Source organism: Accumulibacter sp. (assembly GCF_032229525.1).
GTDB lineage: Bacteria > Pseudomonadota > Gammaproteobacteria > Burkholderiales > Rhodocyclaceae > Accumulibacter.
The window spans coordinates 27,842-47,647 of the sequence record NZ_JAVTWB010000155.1 but is presented as its reverse complement, the minus strand read 5'-3'; the positions used below and the strand labels follow the sequence as shown (position 1 = coordinate 47,647).

The 19,806-nt window shown below is 64.0% G+C and carries 14 protein-coding genes; 8 read left to right on the top strand and 6 right to left on the bottom strand.

The features are described from left to right. Nucleotides 1-170: 170 nt before the first annotated feature. Nucleotides 171-2,396, top strand: coding sequence for a bifunctional (p)ppGpp synthetase/guanosine-3',5'-bis(diphosphate) 3'-pyrophosphohydrolase (locus RUW20_RS11955; RefSeq protein WP_313952451.1), 2,226 nt, complete (start codon nt 171-173; stop codon nt 2,394-2,396). 117 nt (nt 2,397-2,513) lie between these two features. Here RUW20_RS11955 and RUW20_RS11950 read toward each other — a convergent pair whose 3' ends face one another. The 3 genes from RUW20_RS11950 to ppk1 all read right to left on the bottom strand — a co-directional run bounded on the left by RUW20_RS11950 (nt 2,514) and on the right by ppk1 (nt 8,531). Continuing rightward, nucleotides 2,514-3,392: a universal stress protein gene (locus RUW20_RS11950; RefSeq protein WP_313952450.1), complete on the bottom strand. Its 879-nt coding sequence runs from the start codon at nt 3,390-3,392 to the stop codon at nt 2,514-2,516. A gap of 66 nt (nt 3,393-3,458) precedes the next feature. After that, on the bottom strand, nt 3,459-6,179 hold the full coding sequence (locus tag RUW20_RS11945; protein ID WP_313952449.1) for a cation-transporting P-type ATPase: 2,721 nt from the start codon (nt 6,177-6,179) through the stop codon (nt 3,459-3,461). 231 nt (nt 6,180-6,410) lie between these two features. Further along, on the bottom strand, nt 6,411-8,531 hold the full coding sequence (gene ppk1, locus RUW20_RS11940) for a polyphosphate kinase 1 (RefSeq protein ID WP_313952448.1): 2,121 nt from the start codon (nt 8,529-8,531) through the stop codon (nt 6,411-6,413). A gap of 238 nt (nt 8,532-8,769) precedes the next feature. Between ppk1 and RUW20_RS11935 the strand changes: the two genes are divergently transcribed. Genes RUW20_RS11935 through RUW20_RS11910 form a run of 6 tightly spaced genes read left to right on the top strand, consistent with a single transcriptional unit; the run spans nt 8,770 to nt 14,605 of the window. Next, nucleotides 8,770-10,281, top strand: a complete 1,512-nt coding sequence (locus RUW20_RS11935) for a Ppx/GppA phosphatase family protein (RefSeq protein WP_313952447.1) — start codon at nt 8,770-8,772, stop codon at nt 10,279-10,281. Nucleotides 10,282-10,288: 7 nt separating this feature from the next. Then, complete coding sequence (locus tag RUW20_RS11930; RefSeq protein WP_313952446.1) at nt 10,289-11,404, top strand: ABC transporter permease; 1,116 nt, start codon at nt 10,289-10,291, stop codon at nt 11,402-11,404. Then, nucleotides 11,401-12,198 carry an ATP-binding cassette domain-containing protein gene (locus RUW20_RS11925; protein WP_313952445.1) on the top strand — a complete coding sequence of 266 codons (798 nt, stop codon included), beginning with the start codon at nt 11,401-11,403 and terminating at the stop codon, nt 12,196-12,198. The genes RUW20_RS11930 and RUW20_RS11925 overlap by 4 nt, the downstream gene beginning before the upstream one ends. A gap of 2 nt (nt 12,199-12,200) precedes the next feature. Next, complete coding sequence (locus tag RUW20_RS11920; RefSeq protein ID WP_313952444.1) at nt 12,201-13,139, top strand: MlaD family protein; 939 nt, start codon at nt 12,201-12,203, stop codon at nt 13,137-13,139. After that, a complete protein-coding gene (locus RUW20_RS11915; protein ID WP_313952443.1) occupies nt 13,136-13,756 on the top strand; it encodes an ABC-type transport auxiliary lipoprotein family protein in 621 nt (206 codons plus the stop codon). The genes RUW20_RS11920 and RUW20_RS11915 overlap by 4 nt, the downstream gene beginning before the upstream one ends. 48 nt (nt 13,757-13,804) lie before the next feature. Then, a complete protein-coding gene (locus tag RUW20_RS11910) occupies nt 13,805-14,605 on the top strand; it encodes an enoyl-CoA hydratase (protein WP_313952442.1) in 801 nt (266 codons plus the stop codon). Between the two features lie 40 nt (nt 14,606-14,645). Here RUW20_RS11910 and RUW20_RS11905 read toward each other — a convergent pair whose 3' ends face one another. From RUW20_RS11905 to RUW20_RS11895, 3 genes are all read right to left on the bottom strand, one after another. After that, nucleotides 14,646-16,121, bottom strand: coding sequence for a diguanylate cyclase (locus tag RUW20_RS11905; protein WP_313952441.1), 1,476 nt, complete (start codon nt 16,119-16,121; stop codon nt 14,646-14,648). 134 nt (nt 16,122-16,255) lie between these two features. Further along, nucleotides 16,256-16,945, bottom strand: coding sequence for an EcsC family protein (locus RUW20_RS11900; protein WP_313952440.1), 690 nt, complete (start codon nt 16,943-16,945; stop codon nt 16,256-16,258). A 66-nt stretch (nt 16,946-17,011) separates the two neighbouring features. Then, nucleotides 17,012-17,644, bottom strand: a complete 633-nt coding sequence (locus RUW20_RS11895; RefSeq protein WP_313952439.1) for a class I SAM-dependent methyltransferase — start codon at nt 17,642-17,644, stop codon at nt 17,012-17,014. A 390-nt stretch (nt 17,645-18,034) separates the two neighbouring features. Between RUW20_RS11895 and RUW20_RS11890 the strand changes: the two genes are divergently transcribed. Then, complete coding sequence (locus RUW20_RS11890) at nt 18,035-19,519, top strand: CHAD domain-containing protein (RefSeq protein ID WP_313952437.1); 1,485 nt, start codon at nt 18,035-18,037, stop codon at nt 19,517-19,519. Nucleotides 19,520-19,806: the final 287 nt, after the last annotated feature.

Genomic DNA, 19,806 nt, shown 5'->3' with positions numbered 1-19,806 from the left:
GTCGCGGATGGCGCGGCCGAGAACCATGTTGCCGGACCAGAACAGAACGGTCAGCACGAGCAGCAGATAGGGGTGTTGCAGGCGGGCGAGCATCGACGGCGGGCAGGCGGCAAAGGCACATTATGCATGATCCGGGAATGATCCTCAGCCGAGTCCCTTATAATAATCCGATGGTTTCAGTCACCCACTCGGTCGCCGCCCAAGGCGACTTTGAGCACTCGCTGCAGAGCCTTGGCGAAGCTTTGTCACCGGCTGATAGCGACCGCCTGCGACGGGCAGTGGATTTCACGCAATCCTTCTACGGCGATTGGCTGCTCGGCAGCGGCGAAGCAGTCTGGGGTCATGCGCTGGGGATGGCGCTGATCGTTGCCGGGCTAAAGCTTGACGCCGACTCCCGGCTGGCCGCTCTGCTCTTCGCCGTGCCGGCGCAGCAGGAACACGGCCTGGCGCTGATCGAGAAGGATTTCGGGCGCAGCGTGGCGCAGCTGGTCGACGGGATTTCGCGGCTGAACCGCGCGCGACCGATCACCCGCGGCTTTGTCGCCCATTCCGCCGAAAGCGACGAGCACAAGCCGCAGGAGATCAAGGCGCAGGTCGAGGTGCTGCGCAAGATGCTGCTGGCGATGGTCGAGGACATCCGTGTGGTGCTGCTGCGTCTTGCCTCACGCACGCAGACGCTGCGTTACTATGCGCGCGAACCGGACGAACTGCGCGTACCGGTGGCGCGCGAAACGCTGGAACTCTACTCGCCGCTGGCCAACCGGCTCGGTGTCTGGGAGCTGAAGTGGGAGCTGGAGGATCTTTCTTTCCGCTTCCTGCATCCGGCGATCTACAAGGATATCGCTCAGCATTTGGACGAGAAGCGAACCGAGCGCGAGCAGTTCATCGCCGATGCGATCGAGCGCCTGAAGCGCGAACTGGCGGCTGCCGGTGTGGGCGATGCCGAAATCGGCGGGCGACCAAAACACATCTACAGCATCTGGAACAAGATGCGGAAGAAGGACGTGGCATTCGCCGAGGTGTACGACGTGCGCGCGCTGCGCGTGATCGTCGCCGGCGTGCAGGACTGCTACACCGCGCTGGGTATCGTTCACCACATCTGGTCGCCGATCAGCAGCGAGTTCGATGACTACATCGCCCATCCAAAAGGCAATGACTACCGTTCGCTGCATACGGCGGTGCATTGCCCCGACGGACGCGCGCTCGAGGTGCAGATCCGTACCCGCGACATGCACCGTCACGCCGAATTGGGCGTTGCTGCGCACTGGCGCTACAAGGAAGGCAGCAAAGCTACGCCGGCAGACCGCTACGACGAGAAGATCGCCTGGCTGCGTCAGCTGCTGACCTGGCGGGACGAGGCGGTCGATTCCTCGGACTGGGTCAAACACTACAAGCAGGCGGCTTTCGACGAGACGATCTACATCCTGACGCCGCAGGGTCGGGTCGTCGACCTGCCACGCGGGGCGACACCGGTTGATTTTGCTTACCGGGTACACACCGACATCGGCCATCGTTGCCGCGGCGCCAAGGTGGACGGCGCCTTGGTGCCGCTGAATACGCAGCTGGCCACCGGGCAGCGTGTCGAGATCGTCCTGGCCAAGCACGGCGGCCCGTCACGCGACTGGCTGAACGCCTCGCTCGGCTATGTGTTCACCCACCGTTCGCGGGCCAAGGTCAGGCAGTGGTTTGCCAGCCTGGCGCTCGAGGACCTGCTGGCCGAGGGGCGCGCGGTGGTGAGCCGCGAGTTGCAGCGGATGGGGCAGGTGAGCATCAGTCTCGACGAGCTTTCCGACCGGCTGGGCTTTGCTCGCAGTGACGATCTGTTCATCGCCGTCGCACGGGCCAAACTGAGCCTGCGCCAGCTGCAGGTTGCGGTGCGCGGTGAGGAGCTGTCGGCAGCCGAGGAGGAGGTCACCGAGCTGTCGGTATCCAGGCAGCGGCCCAGCGACGAGGCCGAGAAGGGCATTTTGATCGTCGGTATGGATCGCTTGCTGACCCAGCTCGCAGGCTGCTGCAAGCCCGTTCCGCCCGACCCGATCGTCGGTTTTGTCACCCGCGGCAAGGGCGTCTCGGTGCACCGGGCGGACTGCAGCAATTTCGCCAACATGCGGGCGATGAATCCCGAGCGGGTGATCGAAACGACCTGGGGTGGGGCGACCGACGGCATCTTTGCTGTCGACATCGTGGTCGACGCTCACGACCGCCAGGGTCTGCTGCGCGATGTCTCTGATGTTCTGGCGCGGGAAAAGATCAACGTCATCGCCGTCAATACGCAGTCGAGGCAGGGTAACGCGAACATGCGCTTCACCGCCGAAGTGGCGAGCATTCCGCAGCTCAATCGTACCCTGTCCTTGCTGCATGAGGTCGAGGGCGTGGTTGGCGCGCGTCGCGCCTGAGCGCCGCCGCTGGCGCTGCCGCTAGTGTGAGCACGGCGCCGCCGCCGGCTTTGTCGAGAGCAGCCGGTGGGGACGATCATCGGCGGCGCCCCTGCACCCCCGCTTGAATCAGCACGGTCAGCGCGCAGCGACCAGCACGTCGCAGCGCGCCCGCGGGAGCACGCGCTTGGTGACGCTGCCGAGCAGCAGTTCCTCGGCCATGCCGACGCCGTGTTTGCCGAGGACGATCAGGTCGGCGCCCTGTTCTTCCTCCTGTTCCAGGATGCCGAGCGCGGCCTCGCCATGGGTCAACAACGGTTGCCACTGCGCGGCAGCGAGCCCGGCTTCGGCAGCAGTCTGTTTAAGGCGAAGCAGGGCGTACTGCTGGGCCTTGCTGCGGTAGCCCTGGATCAGGTCTTCGTTAACGCCGGCAATGCGCATCTTGTCTTCGAAACGTGCTTCGTAGGCGTGTAGGAGAATCAGCTCGGCCTGCGGCGCGACCGCCATCGCCAGACGGACGGCCCCCAGCGACCAAGGCGAGAAATCCATCGGTACGATGACTTTTCGGTAGGCTTCGCGGGGCGCCTGTTTGACCATCAGGATTGGCCGCAGGGTGACGCGCAGCAAGCGCTCGGCGGTCGCTCCAAGCAGCCAGTGGCGCATGAAGCCGGCACCGCGCGCGCCGACCACCAGCAGCGAGGCGTCGAGCAGATCCGCCTGCATGCTGATGCTCCCCATCACCTCGCCTTCAAGCAGATGCTGGCCGGCGCTGACGCCGAGCGGTTCACCGATCTCGGCAGCCAGCAGCGACAGCGCTTCTCGCGCCTGTGCTCGGATCTGGTCCTGCACGCCCTGACCGTCCTCGTCGAACAGGTGCAGCAGTTCGGCCAAGGCACGTTTCTCCAGCACGTGCGCGAGCACCAGCCGCGCCCCGGTCTGCCGGGCGAGCATTGCTGCGCGTTGGGCGGCATGGCGCGACGGCGCCGAAAGGTCGGTGGCGACAAGCAGACTGTTCATGAGGTGTCCTCCGGATGGTTGAATGCTTCGGTGATCATCTGTGCGGCAGGTTGGCGGCTGCCCAATTTACATGCTTCGCACCTGCAGGTGGCGCAGAACGGCTTTTTCCGCTTCGACAGCGAGGAACTTGCCCGCGCCAAGAGTGAGAATAACCAGCCACGAAACGGCATCGAGCGCCGCAGTGTGGAATACCTGCTGCAGCGGCGGCGCGTAGGTGAACAGTAGCTGGAAAACGATCAGGATGGCGCTTACCCACAGTGCCACCGGGTTGCCGGTGAGCACCTCGCGGTTAAATGCTGAAGCGGTGAAGTGACGCACGTTGAACAGGTACACCAGTTCGCCGATGACCAGCATGTTCACGGCTGCCGTGCGCGCCACTTCGATGCTGCTGCCGCGCGCCAGTTCCCATTCGAAGACGGTGAAGGTGACCGCAACCATCAGCACGCTGACGTAGGCGATGCGCGCCGCCAGCACACGGGTGATCAGCGGTTCCGTCGGTGGCCGCGGCGGTCGCTGCATGACGCCCGCCTCGGCAGGTTCGAAAGCCAGAGCCAGGGCCAGGGTTACCGCGGTGATCATGTTCACCCACAGAATCTGGCCTGCGGTGACCGGCATCGCCAGCCCGAGAAAGACCGCCAGCAGGATCACGCCCGCTTCACCGCCATTGGTCGGCAGGATGAACAGCAGCGACTTCTTGACGTTGTCGAAGACCACACGCCCCTCGCGCACCGCCTTGGCAATGGTCGCGAAATTGTCGTCGGTGAGCACCAGATCGGCCGCTTCCCGGGCGGCGTCGGTACCCTTGTAGCCCATCGCCACGCCGATGTCGGCGGCCTTCAGCGCTGGCGCATCGTTGACGCCGTCGCCGGTCATCGCCACCAGCTCGCCGCGGGCCTGCAGCGCGGCGACCAGGCGCAGTTTGTGTTCCGGGCTGGCGCGGGCGATGACGTCGGTTTCGAGGGCGCGGCGGCGGAGCTCGTCGTCGTTGAGCGCGCCGACCATCTCGCCGGTCAAGGCCCGATCCGCGTTCAGCCCCAGTTGTCGGCCGATGGCTGCGGCGGTGATCGCGTGGTCGCCGGTGATCATCTTCACCCGCAGCCCGGCGCGCTGGCATTCGGCGACGGCGGCAATCGCTTCATCCCGTGGTGGGTCGATCAGGCCGACCATGCCCAGCAAGGTGAAGCGCGGCGTGATGTCAGCCATCGCCAGTGCCGTCGTGCCGGCAGGCATTTCGCAGCGCGCCAGTGCGAGCACGCGCTGGCCGGCGCCGGCCGCGTCGTGCATACGTGCTTCCCAGGCGGCGCGGTCGAGCGGATGGCCATCGGAATCCTGCAGGCAGAGGTCGAGTACGCGCTCCGGCGCGCCTTTGAGCAGCACCATGGCGTGCCCCGCGTGGTCGTGATGCAGGGTGGCCATGAAGCGGTGTTCGGACTCGAACGGTATCTCGTCGACGCGCGGCTGTGCCGCGGCGGCCTGGGCGGGGTCCAGCCCGGCCTTGCGGGCGAGGGTCAGCAGCGCACCTTCGGTCGGATCGCCGACCAGTTGCCAGCCGCTCGCCGCATGCTGCTTGAGACGGGCGTCGTTGCACAGCAGAGCGCAGCGGGCGAGCCCCTGCAGTGCGTGGTCGCATGCGGCGTCGGCGGCAACGCCTTGGCGGTGAAAGCCGCCCTCCGGCGCATAACCGGCGCCGCTCACTTCCAGGGTGTGGGGAGGCAGCATGACCTGCACCGCGGTCATCTCGTTTCGGGTCAGCGTGCCGGTCTTGTCCGAGCAGATGATGGTGACCGAACCGAGGGTCTCGACCGCTGGCAGCCGCCGGACGATGGCGTTCTTGCCCGCCATGACGCGGGTGCCGATGGCCAGCACGATGGTGACGATGGCCGGTAGGCCTTCGGGGATCGCCGCCACAGCCAGGCCGACGACGGCGAGAAAAATCTCCAGCGTCGCCATCTGGTGCACGAAACGGCCGTACAGGAAAGTGATCAGCCCGAGCGCCAGGATGAACAGCGTGATCTGGCGGGCAAACTGATCGAGCCGGCGGGTGAGCGGTGTGGCGAGCGTCTGAACGCCGCCGACGAGCATCCCGATGCGTCCGATTTCGGTGCTCTGACCGGTGCCGACGACGACGCCCTGCGCCTGGCCGAAGCTGACCACCGTGCCGGAATAGGCCAGGCAGGAGCGATCGCCGATGGGCGCGGTGCTGGCCACCGCTTCGCTGCCCTTCTCCGACGGTACCGACTCGCCGGTGAGGGCCGCCTCGTTGATGCGCAGGTTCTTCACCCGAATCAGGCGCAGGTCGGCCGGCACGCGTGCGCCGGATTCCAGCAGCACGAGATCGCCAGGAACCAGCAGGGCGGCATCGATCTCGTGCCGCTCGCCCTCGCGCACGACCGTGGCGCGGCTGGCGAGCATCGCGCTCACCGCTTCCAGTGCTTTCTCCGCCTTGCCTTCCTGGATGAAACCAATGATTGCGTTGATCAGTACGACGCCGGCGATCACTCCGGCATCGATGAAGTCTTTCAGGGCGAAGGCGACGATGCCGGCCACCAGCAGGACGTAGATCAGGGGATTATGGAACTGCAGGGCAAAGCGCAGCCAGGGTCCACGCCGCTTCGGCGGCGGCAGGCTGTTGCGCCCGTATCGCTCCAGGCGCGCCGCGGCCTCTTGCTGGCTCAGCCCGACACCGGCCACAACAGACAGCGAATGCAGTGCCCTGGCTACCGGTAAAGCGTGCCAAAGGGGCGCAGGGGCCGGCGCGGAAGCGGCGGGGACAGCAGGGTCAGCCACCGATGCCCCCGACCTGCGCCGGACGACCGATCTCCATGGCCAGAAGCGAGTGCCATCCACTTCCCGTGGAGCGTTTGCTTCCCGTCCGCAGCTCACTGCCTGACACAACTCTCTCCCGCGATCAGTCCGGCTTCAAGCGTGGCTCACCGGCAAGCGAACCACGGCCCACCCTTTGCTGCTCCGGTACGGTGGCTTACCCGGCCGGCGCTTACGACTTGCGCGGCAGCTTTCTCAGTCCTTCAGCAGTTCGATCAGCTCGCCTTGCGACGAATGCGGGCTGGTCCGTGACCCGCGCCGCTGGTGGTAGTGGCCATCGGGCCCGAGTTCCCAGGACAGGGTATTGTCAGTGAGGTATATCTGCAGTCCTTCGGCGATTACCCGGCGCTTCAGCTTGCGGTCGAGGATCGGAAAAGCCAGCTCGATGCGGCGGAAGAAATTGCGGTCCATCCAGTCTGCGCTCGACAGGTAGACCTTCTCTTCACCGTCGGCAAAGAAATAGAACACCCGATGGTGCTCGAGTTGCCGACCGATGATCGACCAGACATTGATGTTTTCGGAAAGGTCCTTGACGCCGGCGCGCAAGCCGCAGACACCGCGGATGATCAGGTCGATCTTGACGCCGGCCTGCGAGGCTTCGTAGAGCGCGGCGATGGTTTCCGGTTCGAGCAGCGAGTTCATCTTGGCGATGATGCGAGATTTCTTGCCGGCGCGCGCCGCTTCGGCTTCCGCGCGAATCCCGGCAACGACATTCGGCTGCAGCGTGAAGGGTGCCTGCCAAAGGTGCTTGAGGGTCTGTGCGCGACCGAGGCCGGTCAGTTGCTTGAAGACCTCGTTGGTGTCGGCCCCGATATCTTCGTTGCAGGTGAGCAAGCCGAAATCGGAGTACAGGCGGGCAGTCTTGGGGTGATAGTTGCCGGTTCCCAGGTGAACATAGCGACGCAGGATGCTGCCGCCGGCCTTGCCTTCCTCGCGGCGGACGATCATCAGCATCTTGGCGTGCGTCTTGTAGCCGACGACGCCGTAGATGACGTGCGCGCCGACCTCTTCCAGCTTGGTTGCCCAGCCGATGTTCGCTTCTTCGTCAAAACGGGCCATCAGCTCGACGACGACCGTGACTTCCTTGCCGTTCTGCGCCGCGCGCAACAGCGATTCCATCAATACCGAGTCGGTGCCGGTACGGTAGACGGTCATCTTGATCGCCACTACCCTCGGGTCGGTTGCCGACTGTTCAAGCAACTCGATCACCGGGTTGAAGCTCTGGTAGGGATGGTGCAGGAGGACGTCGCCGCCGCGGATGGCCTCGAAAACGTTGCTGCTCTTCTGCAGTACTTTCGGTGTGCCGGGTTTGAAGGGCTGGAACTTGAGGTTGTCGCGCGTGACCCAGTCCGGTACCTGCATCAGGCGAACCAGGTTGACCGGGCCGGCGACGCGAAAGAGGTCGCACTCGTTGAGGTTGAACTGTCCGAGCAGAAATTCGGCCATCGCCTCCGAGCAGTTGTTGGCGACTTCGAGGCGGACGGCATCACCAAAATGTCGCTGTGGCAGCTCGCCCTGGATCTTCGCGCGCAGGTTCTTGACCGCTTCCTCGTCGACGAACAGGTTGCTGTTGCGCGTGACACGGAACTGGTAGCAGCCGAGCACCTTCATGCCAGCAAACAGCTCATGGACGAATTCATGCAGGATCGACGACAGGAAGACGAAGCTGTATTCGCTGTCGCACAGTTCGCGCGGCAGGCGGATGACCCGTGGCAGGACACGCGGTGCCTGCACGATCGCCGCATCCGAGCTGCGGCCGAAGGCGTCGCGGCCTTCGAGTTCGACGGCGAAGTTGAGGCTCTTGTTGAGCACGCGCGGGAAGGGGTGCGAGGGATCGAGGCCGATCGGGGTAAGCACCGGCATCACTTCGCGGAAAAAGAAAGCGCTGATCCATTCGCGCTGTGCGGCACTCCAGTCGCCGCGCTTGAGGAAGCGAATCCCTTCCTTGGCGAGCAGGGGCAGGATCTCGTCATTCAGTAGCGCGTACTGTTCCCTGACCAGAGCATGCGTTTCGTCGCAGACCAGGCGGTAGACTTCACGAGCGGTCTTGCCGTCGGTGGTGATCGCCACCGACCCGAGCTTGAGCTGTTCCTTGACGCCGGCAACGCGGATTTCGAAGAACTCGTCGAGGTTGCTGCTGACGATGCACAGAAAGCGCAAGCGCTCGAGCAGGGGTGCCTTGGGGTTTTTGGCCTGCCAGAGCACGCGCCGATTGAACGCCAGCAGACCCATCTCACGATTTTGAAAGTAGTCCGACGGGAAGCCGGCGGCAGCCTTGGGGGCAGGGGTCTCGGTGGTCGTGGCTGCTGTGTTCATGGGTTCCTTCCGTGAGATTTGAGGTGTCAGGCAAGCATGCAGGAGACGGCAAACATATTACAACCATCGGTCCGCCCTCGGTCGATTGGCGGGTCATTTTCTGAAGAAAGCGACCGTGATCGAACTGATCTGGCTAGGTAACCGGCATGTGTGACCGGCATGCCAGCAGTGCATGCCGGCGGTGGTAAGATGGTCATCCTGCCAATAACATTCGCCGGGCGGCCAGAAAAGAACGGGCATGAGTTACGAACTGATAGCCGGTGTCGACCTGGGTTCCCACAGCTTTCGCCTGCAGATCGGGCGGATCGTCGGTGACCAGATCCATCCGCTCGATACGCTGAAAGAGCCGGTCCGGCTGGGTTCGGGCCTGACCCGGGAGAAGATGCTGGATGCTGCCTCGCAGCAACGTGCGATCGAGGCCCTGCAGCGTCTTGGCCAACGGCTGCGCGGTTTCGAACCGGAAACGGTGCGGGCGGTGACCACCGACGCGATGCGGGTGGCGAGGAACGCAGATGTCGTTTTGCCGCAGGCCGAGGCTGCGCTGGGCTTTCCGATCGAGATCATTGGTGGTCGCGAGGAGGCCCGCCTGATCTTCATCGGCGCGGCGAACGCTCTGCCCGTCGCCGATCATCGGCGCCTGGTGGTGGATGTCGGCGGTGGTTCGACGGAGCTGATCGTCGGCGACGGCACCGAACCGCTGCTCATGGAGTCGCTGTTCATGGGTGGAATCAGCTATCGGCAGCGTTTCTTCCCGGAGGGCCGGGTGGATGAGGAGTGTTTCCATGCAGCCGAGGTGTCGGCGGCTCGAGAGATCGAGGGGCTTGTCGCGGAGTATCAGCGCTGCGGCTGGCAAGAGGCGGTCGGTTCTTCCGGGTCGGCGCAGGAAATCGCCGGCTTGCTCGAAATGAACCACCTTAATCCCGACCGGCGTAGCGGTATCAGTCGCGCTGGGCTGGCCAGGTTGCGCCAGATGTTGATCGGCGCCGGATCGGCGGAAGCGCTCAAGTTAAAGGGCGTGAACAGCGAGCGCTTGCCGATCCTTCCCGGTGCCATCGCGATCATGTCGGCGGTCTTCTCGGAACTCCACCTCCAGCACATGACTTACTCTGACGGTGCCTTGCCGCTCGGTGTCCTCCACGATCTGCTCGGGCGTTTCGAGCGTCACGACACGCGCGACGAGACGGTAACCCAGTTCATGCGTCGTTATCAGGTTGCCGAGGCGCAGGTCCGGCGTGTCGCTCGCACCGCAATCACGCTTCTCGGACAGCTGATCACGCTCGATTCGGCGGAGCACGAGAACGACGTTCACTTCCTGCGCTGGGCGGTGTCCTTGCACGAAATTGGCGTTTCGGTCGCCCGTGGCAGTTTTCACAAGCATGGCGCGTATCTCGTGGGCAACGCTGACATGCCGGGTTTTTCGAAGCGCGACCAGTCCCGTCTGGCGTTGCTGATCCTCGGCCAGCGCGGCAGGCTGGACAAACTGGCCACGATACCGGCCGGCGATCCGAACTGGCGGCTGATTTTATGCCTGCGCCTGGCTGTCCTTCATCATCATTCGCACGACGACGATCCCTTGCCGGGGTGGTTGCTCAAGGAGTCGCCAGCCGGCTTCAGGCTCGAAGTGCCTGCGGCCTGGCTGGCTGCCAATCTGATGGCTGCGGCCGCCTTGCGGGAGGAGGCACTGCAGTGGCGTCAAGTGGGCATCGCGGTACAGATTGGCTCGGCGCCGGTCGAGGCGACGCTGCAGTGAGGTCGCGATGAGCCTGGCCAAGCTGGAAACGGTAAACCGGGCGGGCGTTGTGCAGCTGGTGCTTTCTGGTGACTGGACGCTGGCAACCATGCCGCAGCCGGTGGCCACGTTCGGGCGTGATCTGCGCGATCTGGCGGGGGGAAATCCGGCTTGGGATCTGCGCGCCATTGCGCGCCTGGATAGCGCCGGCGGGATCCTGCTCTGGCACGCCTGGGGACGGCGCTGGCCGGCATCGTTGGCGATTTCTCCGCGGCACCGGTTGCTGATCGAGCGTCTCGAGGCGGCACCCGTTGACCACGAGTCGGTCAGGTCGAAGGAAGGTCTGGCCGGTCTGCTGGCCATCGGTCGTCTGGTCCTGGCAGCGGCGAGCAATCTGGTGGGCATTGTCGCTCTGATTGGTCAGATGATTCTCGATGTGGCGCATCTTTGCAGGCATCCAGGCGATATTCCCTGGCGTGAGTTTTCAGCCAACCTCTACAAGAGTGGTGCCCAGGCGTTGCCGGTGACGGCTCTGATCGGCTTTCTGATCGGCGTCGTCCTCTCCTATCTGTCGGCTCTACAGTTGGCGACCTTTGGTGCCGACGTCTTCATCGTCAACCTGCTGGGCATCAGTATCGTGCGTGAACTGGGGCCGGTCCTGGTCGCAGTTCTGGTCGCCGGCCGCTCCGGTTCGGCGATGACCGCCCAGATCGGCGTCATGCGCGTTACCGAGGAGATCGACGCGCTGGCAACAATGGGCGTTTCGCGAAGCCAGCGGCTGGTCTTGCCCAAGGTCATTGCCCTTGCCGTGGCCATGCCCCTGCTCGTTGTCTGGTGCTCGGCGGCAGGGATCATCGGGGGTATGGTTTCGGCCAACCTGCAGATGGATTTGTCCTACGGTTTCTTTATCGATACCTTGCCCAAGGTGGTGCCGGTGAGCAATCTATGGATCGGCATGAGCAAGGGGCTGGTCTTCGGTTTCCTGATTGCGCTGATCGCCTGCCACTTCGGTCTCCGGGTCAAGCCGAATACGGAAAGCCTGTCGTCGCAGACGACGACTTCGGTGGTAACCTCGATTACGGTGGCCATTCTGGTCGATGCCGTTGCCGCGATTCTGACCCGAAATATCGGGATCCCGCTGTGAGCGTGCCGCCAGGGGTTGTGCGGTCAGCGGTGCCGGCGATCGAGATTCGCGGCTTGTGCACGCGGTTCGACGATGTGGTGATTCATCGCGACATCGATCTCGACATCAACGCGGGGCAGGTGCTCGGTCTGGTCGGTGGCTCGGGTAGTGGCAAGACCACTCTGTTGCGCGAGATCGTCGGCCTGTTGGCGCCGAGCGCGGGGACGATCAAACTTTTCGGGCAGGTGCTGCTCGACGCCGATGCAGGGCGAGGTCGGGCGGTTCGCCGCCGCTTCGGGATGCTCTTTCAGCAGGGGGCGCTGTTCTCCGCGCTTTCGGTTTTCGACAATATCGCGTTCCCGCTGCGGGAACTGCACTCTCTCGACGAGGCGATGATCCGTGATCTGGTATTTCTCAAACTCGGCATGGTCGAACTCGAACCGCGTCACGGCAGCTTGATGCCCGCCGCATTGTCCGGTGGCATGGTCAAACGGGTGGCGCTGGCACGTGCACTGTCGCTGGAGCCTGAACTCCTGGTCCTGGACGAGCCGACGGCCGGTCTCGATCCCGACCTTGGCGAGAACTTTGTCAAGCTGATCAAGGGGCTGCAGAAGGAACTCGCTTTTACCGTCGTCATGGTGACGCACGATCTCGATACGCTGGCGGGTCTGGCGACACGGCTGGCGGTGCTCGCCGATCAGAAACTGGTGGCGTGCGGGACGGCCGCGGAAGTGCTGGCTGTCGATCATCCGTTCATTCGCAGTTTTTTTGGCTCGGAGCGCGCTGCGGCACTGCTCCGACAGGAGGCGAACTAGCCATGGAGAACCGTTCGCATGCCCTGATGGCCGGCCTGTTTACCCTGCTGCTCGGCGTGGCGGCCATTCTCTCGGCATGGTGGTTCGGGGGGCAACACGAACTGACCCGGGAGTACACGGTGGTGACGCGGCAGAACGTCACCGGCCTCAGCCTGCAGGGGCAGGTGCGTTATCGTGGCATCCGGGTGGGTAAGGTAGAGGCGATTGAACTGGACCCGGAGGACCTGCGCAACATCCTGATTCGCATTTCCGTCAATGACTCGGTACCGGTAACCCACGGCACGACCGCCAAGATGGGCTATCAGGGCGTTACCGGTATCGCCCATGTCCTGCTCGAGGAAAACGGCGTCGATCCGGCGCCTCTGCGTGGCGACAACGGTGCCGCTTCCCGCATCAGGATGCAGCCCTCGCTGATCGAGGAGTTGTCGGACGCGGGCGGCGCCACCTTGCGTGAGGCGAAGGAGTTCCTGGTCAACGCCAACAAGCTGCTCAACGGCGACAACCTGCAGCATTTTGCGAAAATTCTGGTCAACCTCGAAGCGACCACCGGCAACGCCAACCAAGCCATCGGGCAGTTTCGGCAGGTGTTGGCGCCGGAAAACCTCCGTTTGCTGGAATCCACACTGGCCCGTGCCGAGCAGGCAGCGGGCGAAGCGAAGCCACTTCTGGTCGAAGCTCGCCGTCTGATGGTGCGCCTGCAGGCGGTCAGCGAAAAAGTGGATCGGTTGCTCGGCGATTCGTCGCCCGGGGGAATCGGTGCTCTGGCGCCACGCCTCAACGCGCTTGGCAGCGAGTTGTCGGCCAACTCGCGTCAGCTGAACCGGGTGCTGCAGATGCTTGAAGAGTCGCCGCAGAGCTTCGTTTTCGGCTCGCCGAAGCCTGCCCCTGGCCCCGGCGAGGCGGGCTTCACCGCGCCGCCACGCCGGGAGGAATCGCGATGAAAAGACTGTTGATGTTGTTTGTGGCTTGCTCGCTTGCCGCCTGCGCGGGTGGCGTACGAAACGTATCGAAGGCAGAGGTTTACGACTTCGGACTGCCGCTTCAGCACCTGGTCGACGGCGGCAACTGGGCGAATCTCGCCCTCGAGGTTCGGGCGCCGGTGTGGATCGACTCGCCCAGCATGGAGTATCGCCTGCTTTACGAAGATCCGCTCAAACTGCGTGGCTACGCGGGAAGTCGCTGGGCGGCAGCGCCGGGGCTGTTGCTGGCGCAGCGCTTGCGGCAGCAACTGGGTTTCGTCGGTCCTCGTGAGCAGGTCGCGGTCAATTGCCTGCTCCGTCTGGACCTGGAGGAGTTCTCGCAGGTCTTCGATACGCCGCAGGCGAGCCGCGGCATTCTGCAGGGAGCGGCCAGCGTGCTCGACGCCAGGCACCGGGTTGTTGCCGAGCGCCGAATTTTCATCGAGCAGCCGGCGGAAGGCGCCGACGCGCGCGGTGGCGTTCGCGCGCTGGTTTTGGCCAGCGAAGAACTCGGGCGGCAGCTGGCTGGCTGGTTGAGTGAGCTCGAAAAACGTGGCACGCTGAAAAGCTGCCGGGCGGGGAGCGGCGAAAACCGCTGACACCCGAGGACCGGCGAGAGCAGGAAACGAACTACCAAGGAGAGAACAATGAGCATCCAGACGCCCAACCCAGACGACCCCTACGTCATACGCACTGATGGCGATGGCATCGCCACGCTGACCCTGAATCGTGCCCACCAGTTCAACTCGCTGTCGCAGGCGATGATCGCCGCCCTGCACCGGGAGCTCGACGCCATCGCCTCTGACGCAGCGGTCCGGGTGGTGGTCATCGCTGGTGCCGGCAAAGCCTTCTGTGCCGGTCATGACCTCAAGGAAATGCGTGCCAACCACAACAAGGGTTTCATGCAGGACCTGTTCAAGCGCTGTGGCAAGATGATGATGGCGCTGACGCAGATGCCGCAGCCGGTGATCGCGCGTGTGCACGGCATCGCCACGGCAGCCGGTTGCCAGTTGGTGTCAATGTGCGACCTCGCCGTTGCCGCCGACACGGCGCGTTTCGCCACCTCGGGGATCAACGTCGGCCTGTTCTGCGCGACACCGGGTGTCGGGCTGTCGCGCAACCTCGGTCGCAAGCAGGCGCTGGAGATGTTGCTCACCGGCGATTTCATCGACGCGCCGACGGCGCTGCAGCAAGGTCTGGTCAATCGCGTCGTGGCCGGCGACGCGCTCGACGCCGAGATCGACCAACTTGCCCGCTCGATCATTGCCAAGTCGTCGGTGGCCATCGGCATGGGCAAGCAGATGTTCTACAAGCAGCTGGAAATGGGGCTCGAAGGCGCTTACCAGTACGCGTCGGAAGTGATGGCCTGCAACATGATGACCGACGATGCAGCCGAGGGTATCGACGCCTTCATCGGCAAGCGCAAGGCGGAATGGAAGGGCCGGTAGCTCTCGGGCGCTGTTTCCGCTGCTTCGGTTTCCGGGGGAGTCAGATCACCACCAGGTGATCGTGTCCTCCCGCTTTGGCACCATAAAGTCCCTCGGCGGCACGTTTCAGAACGTCGTCAAAGGACTGGTCGGTGGCACTGACCTGGCTTGCGCCGACACTGGTGGTGAAATGAACGGTGCCGTTCTCGGTCGGGATCGAGATATCGGCGATCGCCTGGCGGATTCGTTCGGCCACCAGGACCGAGCTGGCGGCATCGGTATCGGGCAGCAAAATGGCAAACTCCCCACCGCTGAGCCTGCCCAGCAGATCCACCCCGCGCAAACACTCCTTGGCCACTGCGGCGAACTGGATCAGCACTTGGTCGCCAACGGCGTGGCCATAGCCGTCGTTGATTCGTTTGAAGAAATCGATGGCGAAGACGAGGATGGTCAGCGTAGACCGTTCGCGATTTGAGTGTCGCAGGAGTTTCTCGAGTGTTTCGACGAAGTGTTGCCGGCTGCTGGCGCCCGTCAGCCGGTCGGTGGTGGCCAGATGATGCAGTTGCTCATCCCGAGTCGCCAGCGCCTGCAGCAGAAGCAAGGAGCGATAGGCAACAATGGCCATCGGTACGGTCACGCCGAGGGCCAGCAGGATCACCCACAGTGTCTGCTCTTGCCACGGCCCAAGTGCCTCGTCGTAGTCGGCGGAAACTATTACCAGCAAAGGGAAATCCGGCATCGAGGAATAGCTGGTGATTTGTTTCGGGTGGCTGCCTGCCTTTTTCTCGACCACCACCACATTGCTTGCTTGCGGCGCTTGTGCCGTGCCGGGAAGGGGGCCGCCGGTAAAGGGCTGACCGAGCAGCTGGTCGGCAGTGGGTGCTCTGGCCAGGACGGTGCCGTCGTGTCGGAGGAGAGTGATGGTTCCCCCCGGCTTGCGGAGTTGCTTCTCGTACACTGCGCCCAACTTGGTCAGGTCGATCACGGCGACCAGCATCGACCAGTCGCCGACCGGCTTTTGCAGCCGGAGGGCGACCGGCAATTCGGCATGGCCGTCCGGCTGGCTGGGAGAGGGGGTTCCGATGAACGGATTCTCGCCCGGCAGCGCCCCCTTGAAAAAGTCGCTGTCAGCGACGTTCGCCAGTGGCTTGGCTCTCTTGCCGCCGATGTCGAACATGCCGCCATCTGGGGCGATCAGGCGGATGGCAATGGTTTCGCCTGTTCTGGCCCGAAAACTCTCGATCAGCTTCCGGAACGCGGGGTCGGTGCGCGGGTCCCGGCGTGGGTTCCCCTCCAGCCAGTGCTCGCTGGCGGTAAGGAAGACGTCGGCCAAGCGGAATTGTCGTCGTGTCTGATCGTCGACGGCATGGTTCATGCGCTGCAAGGCCTGGCCCGTCGTGGCGATGCGCTCATGCCGAGCCGAAACGGCCCAGACGCCGATCGCCGTCCACAGTGCTCCGATCAACAGCAGCGTGACGACAACAACCGTCCGTGGGCTTGCGCTTTTCTCAAGATGGTTGCTGGTCGCCTTCACCATGCCGTTCGCCCCTCTCCAAAACTGGGTGCATTCTAGCAGCCCGTTGGCCTACTTCCCTCTTCTGCCGTGCAGCACCCCGGCATCGGCGAGCGCTGTCTGCAGGCCGCGTCAACAAGGATCGCTGGCACGTGGGGCTACTGGCTATGCCGTGAGCGTGATTGGTCCAGGGTTTCGCTTGCCTCCTGGTCGGGATCAATCGTCGCTGCGGCGCCGTCTTCTTGCACGTCGATGACGCCGGCGAAGAACTCGATGGCCGTCTCGGCCACTTGCGAGGTGTCGTAGTAAGCGTAGGCGCCGGCGCCTACGGCGCCGAACACCGGGATCCAGCGCGCGATTCCCTTGCCGATCACTCGTTGCGCGATATGCATGCCGATTTTCAGTACGATGGCCTGGACTTGTGGACGTGATGCGCGCTGAACGACGAAACGTCTGCCGACCTGGGCCACCAGATCCTTGACGGCTTGTGGGTCGGTATGTCGGAAGAGACAGTAGATCATCTTCTCGCGGCCCAGTTCCTGCGTTTTCCCGTAGCAGCCGGCGATGTCGGCGACCATCTGCGTCTGCAGTTTCCACAAGGAGCGCAGTTCGGGCAGAAGCGTCAGCCAACCGAGTGGCCCGGGGGGCAGGCTGAGGCCGCCGGTCGTCACGGCAGCGTGTCTGGCTGCCGCCGCGGCAATTTCCCTGGCGCGCGCTTGCGGTCGCTCCCTGGCGAGCTCGGTGGTGAACGGCGTCTGGCCGACGTAGTCGAGAATCGCGTCGGCGATTCGAGGTCCGGCCTTGGCGCCGAAGCTGCGTTTCGAGAAGCGTCTATCGGGCATGGTCATCGGGCGATGTGCGGTGAAAATAGGGCAGCTTATCCGGCTTTGTGCGGTGCTGGGTGCCAGCGTGCTTCATTGTGCTGCCCGGCGCCAGACACTGGCCAGCCATGGCTGCTGCGCACACGGCAAGCCGGCCGGACGATAGTAGTGCTCGATCTCCCGATAGCCGGCGTCCGACATCCGGCTACGCCAGGTGGCGAGGTCGTGGTAGCTGGCGTAGCGTCCGCCAACCCAGCCTTCCTGGTTGTTGCCGTGCGGGTTCGAGCAGAACAACACGCCGTCAGGCTTGAGGGTCGCGTGCAGTTGCCGCAGGACGCGCGGTAATTCCTCGCCTGGAATATGGAACAGCGAGGCGTTGGCGAAGATGCCGTCGAAATGTCCGCTGGGCAGGTCGAGCTTGAGAAAGTCCTGCTGCCAGACGGTACAACCGCTGTCGATACGAGCCATGTCGACGAAGCCTGGGGCACCGTCCAGTCCGATGGCACGATGGCCGAGCCCGGAAAAAGTCCGCAGATCTCGGCCCGGGCCGCAGCCAAAATCGAGAATCGTGAATGGCGGCTGGCCCTGGATGTGGCGCAACAGCACGGCAATATTCTGACTCACATCGTGGTGGCGGGTACCCTCACGGAAGTCTTCGGCACGCTGGTCGTAATGCATCAGCGTCTGGGCCGTGATGTGTTCGAGATCGGGGGGGCTTGTTGGCATCGGCTGTCGCCTGTGGTGCAACGGGTTATCCGGAAGGCGCGAAAGCGGCGTTGACGTCGATGGTAAACCATCGCCGGCAGATATGCTTCTGTGGCTCATCGGTCACCGCGGCGACCGGGCGTGTCTGGCGCACTGGCTGCGCCGAGTGTCGATTGATAACTCGGCCGTCGCTTGTTCGACACCGGGCGATGACCAGCGGCGCTGGTGAGCGCTCTCCTGGCTGTGCCCTTCCAGTCACCCGCGGCGAGAAACGGCATTTTCCTGTGCTAATCTACGCCACGGTCCTATCCGCTGGAGTGCTCGCCTGAGACGCACGATGACCGGTTGACACCGAGGGAAGGTACAACATGACCCCGGGGAATGCACGCTCGCCCCGCACGAAGGTTAGCCATGTCCACTGAAACCGAAATCAAGTTGTCCCTGTCGGCGAGTACCGCAAGTCGCTTGCTCAAGCATGGGTTGTTGTGCGGCATCGAGCCACAGCGGCAACTCCTGATCAATACCTACTACGACACGCCGGATGGACGCCTGCGCGACGAAAAGGTGGTCGTGCGCTACCGCCGGAAGGGTCGCGAATGGCTGTTCGGCGTCAAGACTTCTGTCCCGCTCAGCGGCGGACTGGCGCAACGTAAGGAGTGGGAGGCTCCTGGCTTGCCCGGAGAGTTCGACTTCTCGCAGGTTGACGACAGCATTCTCCGCGATTTGCTCGAAGCACTTCGTGATCAGCTGCAACCCCTGTTCATCACCCGCTTCCGGCGCATCGCCTGGTTGCTGGAACCGCGGCCCGGTGTGCGTATCGAAGTGGCGCTCGACCGTGGCTGGATTGACGCAGGAGGGCGGCGCGCCACGATTTGCGAAGTCGAACTGGAACTTCTGGCCGGCGCGGTCAGCGACTTGTTCGAACTGGCAAGCGCGTTGCAGACATCGCTGCCGCTGCATCCCGAGGCCATCAGCAAGTCCGGTCGCGCCTATCGGCTGTTGGCCGCTGCACCGATAACGGCGGTCAAGGCGCTGCCCGTACCGATCTGGGCCGGCTTGTCGACCATCAACGCCTTTCGCCTGGTCGCCCTGTCCTGCCTCAATCATCTGCAGTGCAACGAGCAAGGGGTTTGCGAGAGCGACGCGCCGGAATTCGTGCATCAGGCACGGGTCGCCATCCGCCGCCTGCGGTCGGCGATTCGTGTCTGGGAACGACAGCTTCCCGCGCCCTTTGTTGCGCGCTTTGATCCGCTCTGGCAAGGGTTGGCGAAACAGCTGGGTGAGGCACGCAACTGGGATGTCTTTCTGGAGAGTACCGCACCGATACTTGGCGCGGCTTTTCCGGACAGTGTCGAGCTTGCTCAGCTCGTCCGCTACGCTGGCAGGCGGCGCGCAAGTAGCCGCAAGGCTGCCAGAAGCGTTTTCAAGTCGGCAGACTATTCGCGCCTGTTGCTCGATTTCACCGGCGCCCTTCTGGCCCTGCCGGAAGCCGGGGACGGCCGGCTCGGCACTGCTGTTCCCGGCTGGCTGAACAAGACGGCGAAGCGGGTCAGCCAGCGCGCCGAACATGCGCTGGGCCCCGACTACGAGGCGCGTCACCGTTTGCGCCTGGCGTTCAAGCAGTTGCGCTACGCGCTGGAATTTTTCTCGCCGATCTTTAGCCCTGCGGTGCTGCAGGACTACCAGCAGTCGGTAACTGCACTGCAGGAATTGCTCGGTAGCCAGAACGATCTGGCGGTCGCCATGCAACTGACGCGCGAGGCGTTGCCGGGTACGAAAGCGGACGTCGTCCACGGCTGGTTGGCGGCACAGAGCGACCTGCTGTTGCCCGAACTCGGCACGCTGCTGGAAGCCTTCCGGCAGCAGGGAACGCCGTGGGCGCAGTGGTCGCCGTGACGGCATCACCTTTCGCGGTCGTCATCGCGCGCGTCGATCAAGCGTGAGCTTACCGCCTGAGGGTTCGGGGCCGCGCGCGCCGCCACAAATTGTCGGTCGAGCGCGCTCGCCAGGTGGTCGTTCGCAGCGCCTGGGCAAGATGACTTTCGCGCCGCCCTGGTGACCGCGGCCGGCTTCAGCCTTCCCGCGTTGCGGTCAGCAGCGGTTTGCCATGACCTCTGTTGGGTCGCAGGGCATTTGCCGGAACGCGAACCAATCAGGGTATATTCCCGCTCTGCACCCTTTTA

What these genes read in the sequence shown, in the direction of transcription:
- RUW20_RS11955 (WP_313952451.1), top strand. Translation starts at nt 171, where the DNA reads ATGGTTTCAGTCACCCACTCGGTCGCCGCCCAAGGCGACTTTGAGCAC.
- RUW20_RS11950 (WP_313952450.1), bottom strand. Translation starts at nt 3,392, where the DNA reads ATGAACAGTCTGCTTGTCGCCACCGACCTTTCGGCGCCGTCGCGCCAT.
- ppk1 (WP_313952448.1), bottom strand. Translation starts at nt 8,531, where the DNA reads ATGAACACAGCAGCCACGACCACCGAGACCCCTGCCCCCAAGGCTGCC.
- RUW20_RS11935 (WP_313952447.1), top strand. Translation starts at nt 8,770, where the DNA reads ATGAGTTACGAACTGATAGCCGGTGTCGACCTGGGTTCCCACAGCTTT.
- RUW20_RS11930 (WP_313952446.1), top strand. Translation starts at nt 10,289, where the DNA reads ATGAGCCTGGCCAAGCTGGAAACGGTAAACCGGGCGGGCGTTGTGCAG.
- RUW20_RS11920 (WP_313952444.1), top strand. Translation starts at nt 12,201, where the DNA reads ATGGAGAACCGTTCGCATGCCCTGATGGCCGGCCTGTTTACCCTGCTG.
- RUW20_RS11915 (WP_313952443.1), top strand. Translation starts at nt 13,136, where the DNA reads ATGAAAAGACTGTTGATGTTGTTTGTGGCTTGCTCGCTTGCCGCCTGC.
- RUW20_RS11910 (WP_313952442.1), top strand. Translation starts at nt 13,805, where the DNA reads ATGAGCATCCAGACGCCCAACCCAGACGACCCCTACGTCATACGCACT.
- RUW20_RS11905 (WP_313952441.1), bottom strand. Translation starts at nt 16,121, where the DNA reads ATGGTGAAGGCGACCAGCAACCATCTTGAGAAAAGCGCAAGCCCACGG.
- RUW20_RS11900 (WP_313952440.1), bottom strand. Translation starts at nt 16,945, where the DNA reads ATGACCATGCCCGATAGACGCTTCTCGAAACGCAGCTTCGGCGCCAAG.
- RUW20_RS11895 (WP_313952439.1), bottom strand. Translation starts at nt 17,644, where the DNA reads ATGCCAACAAGCCCCCCCGATCTCGAACACATCACGGCCCAGACGCTG.
- RUW20_RS11890 (WP_313952437.1), top strand. Translation starts at nt 18,035, where the DNA reads ATGTCCACTGAAACCGAAATCAAGTTGTCCCTGTCGGCGAGTACCGCA.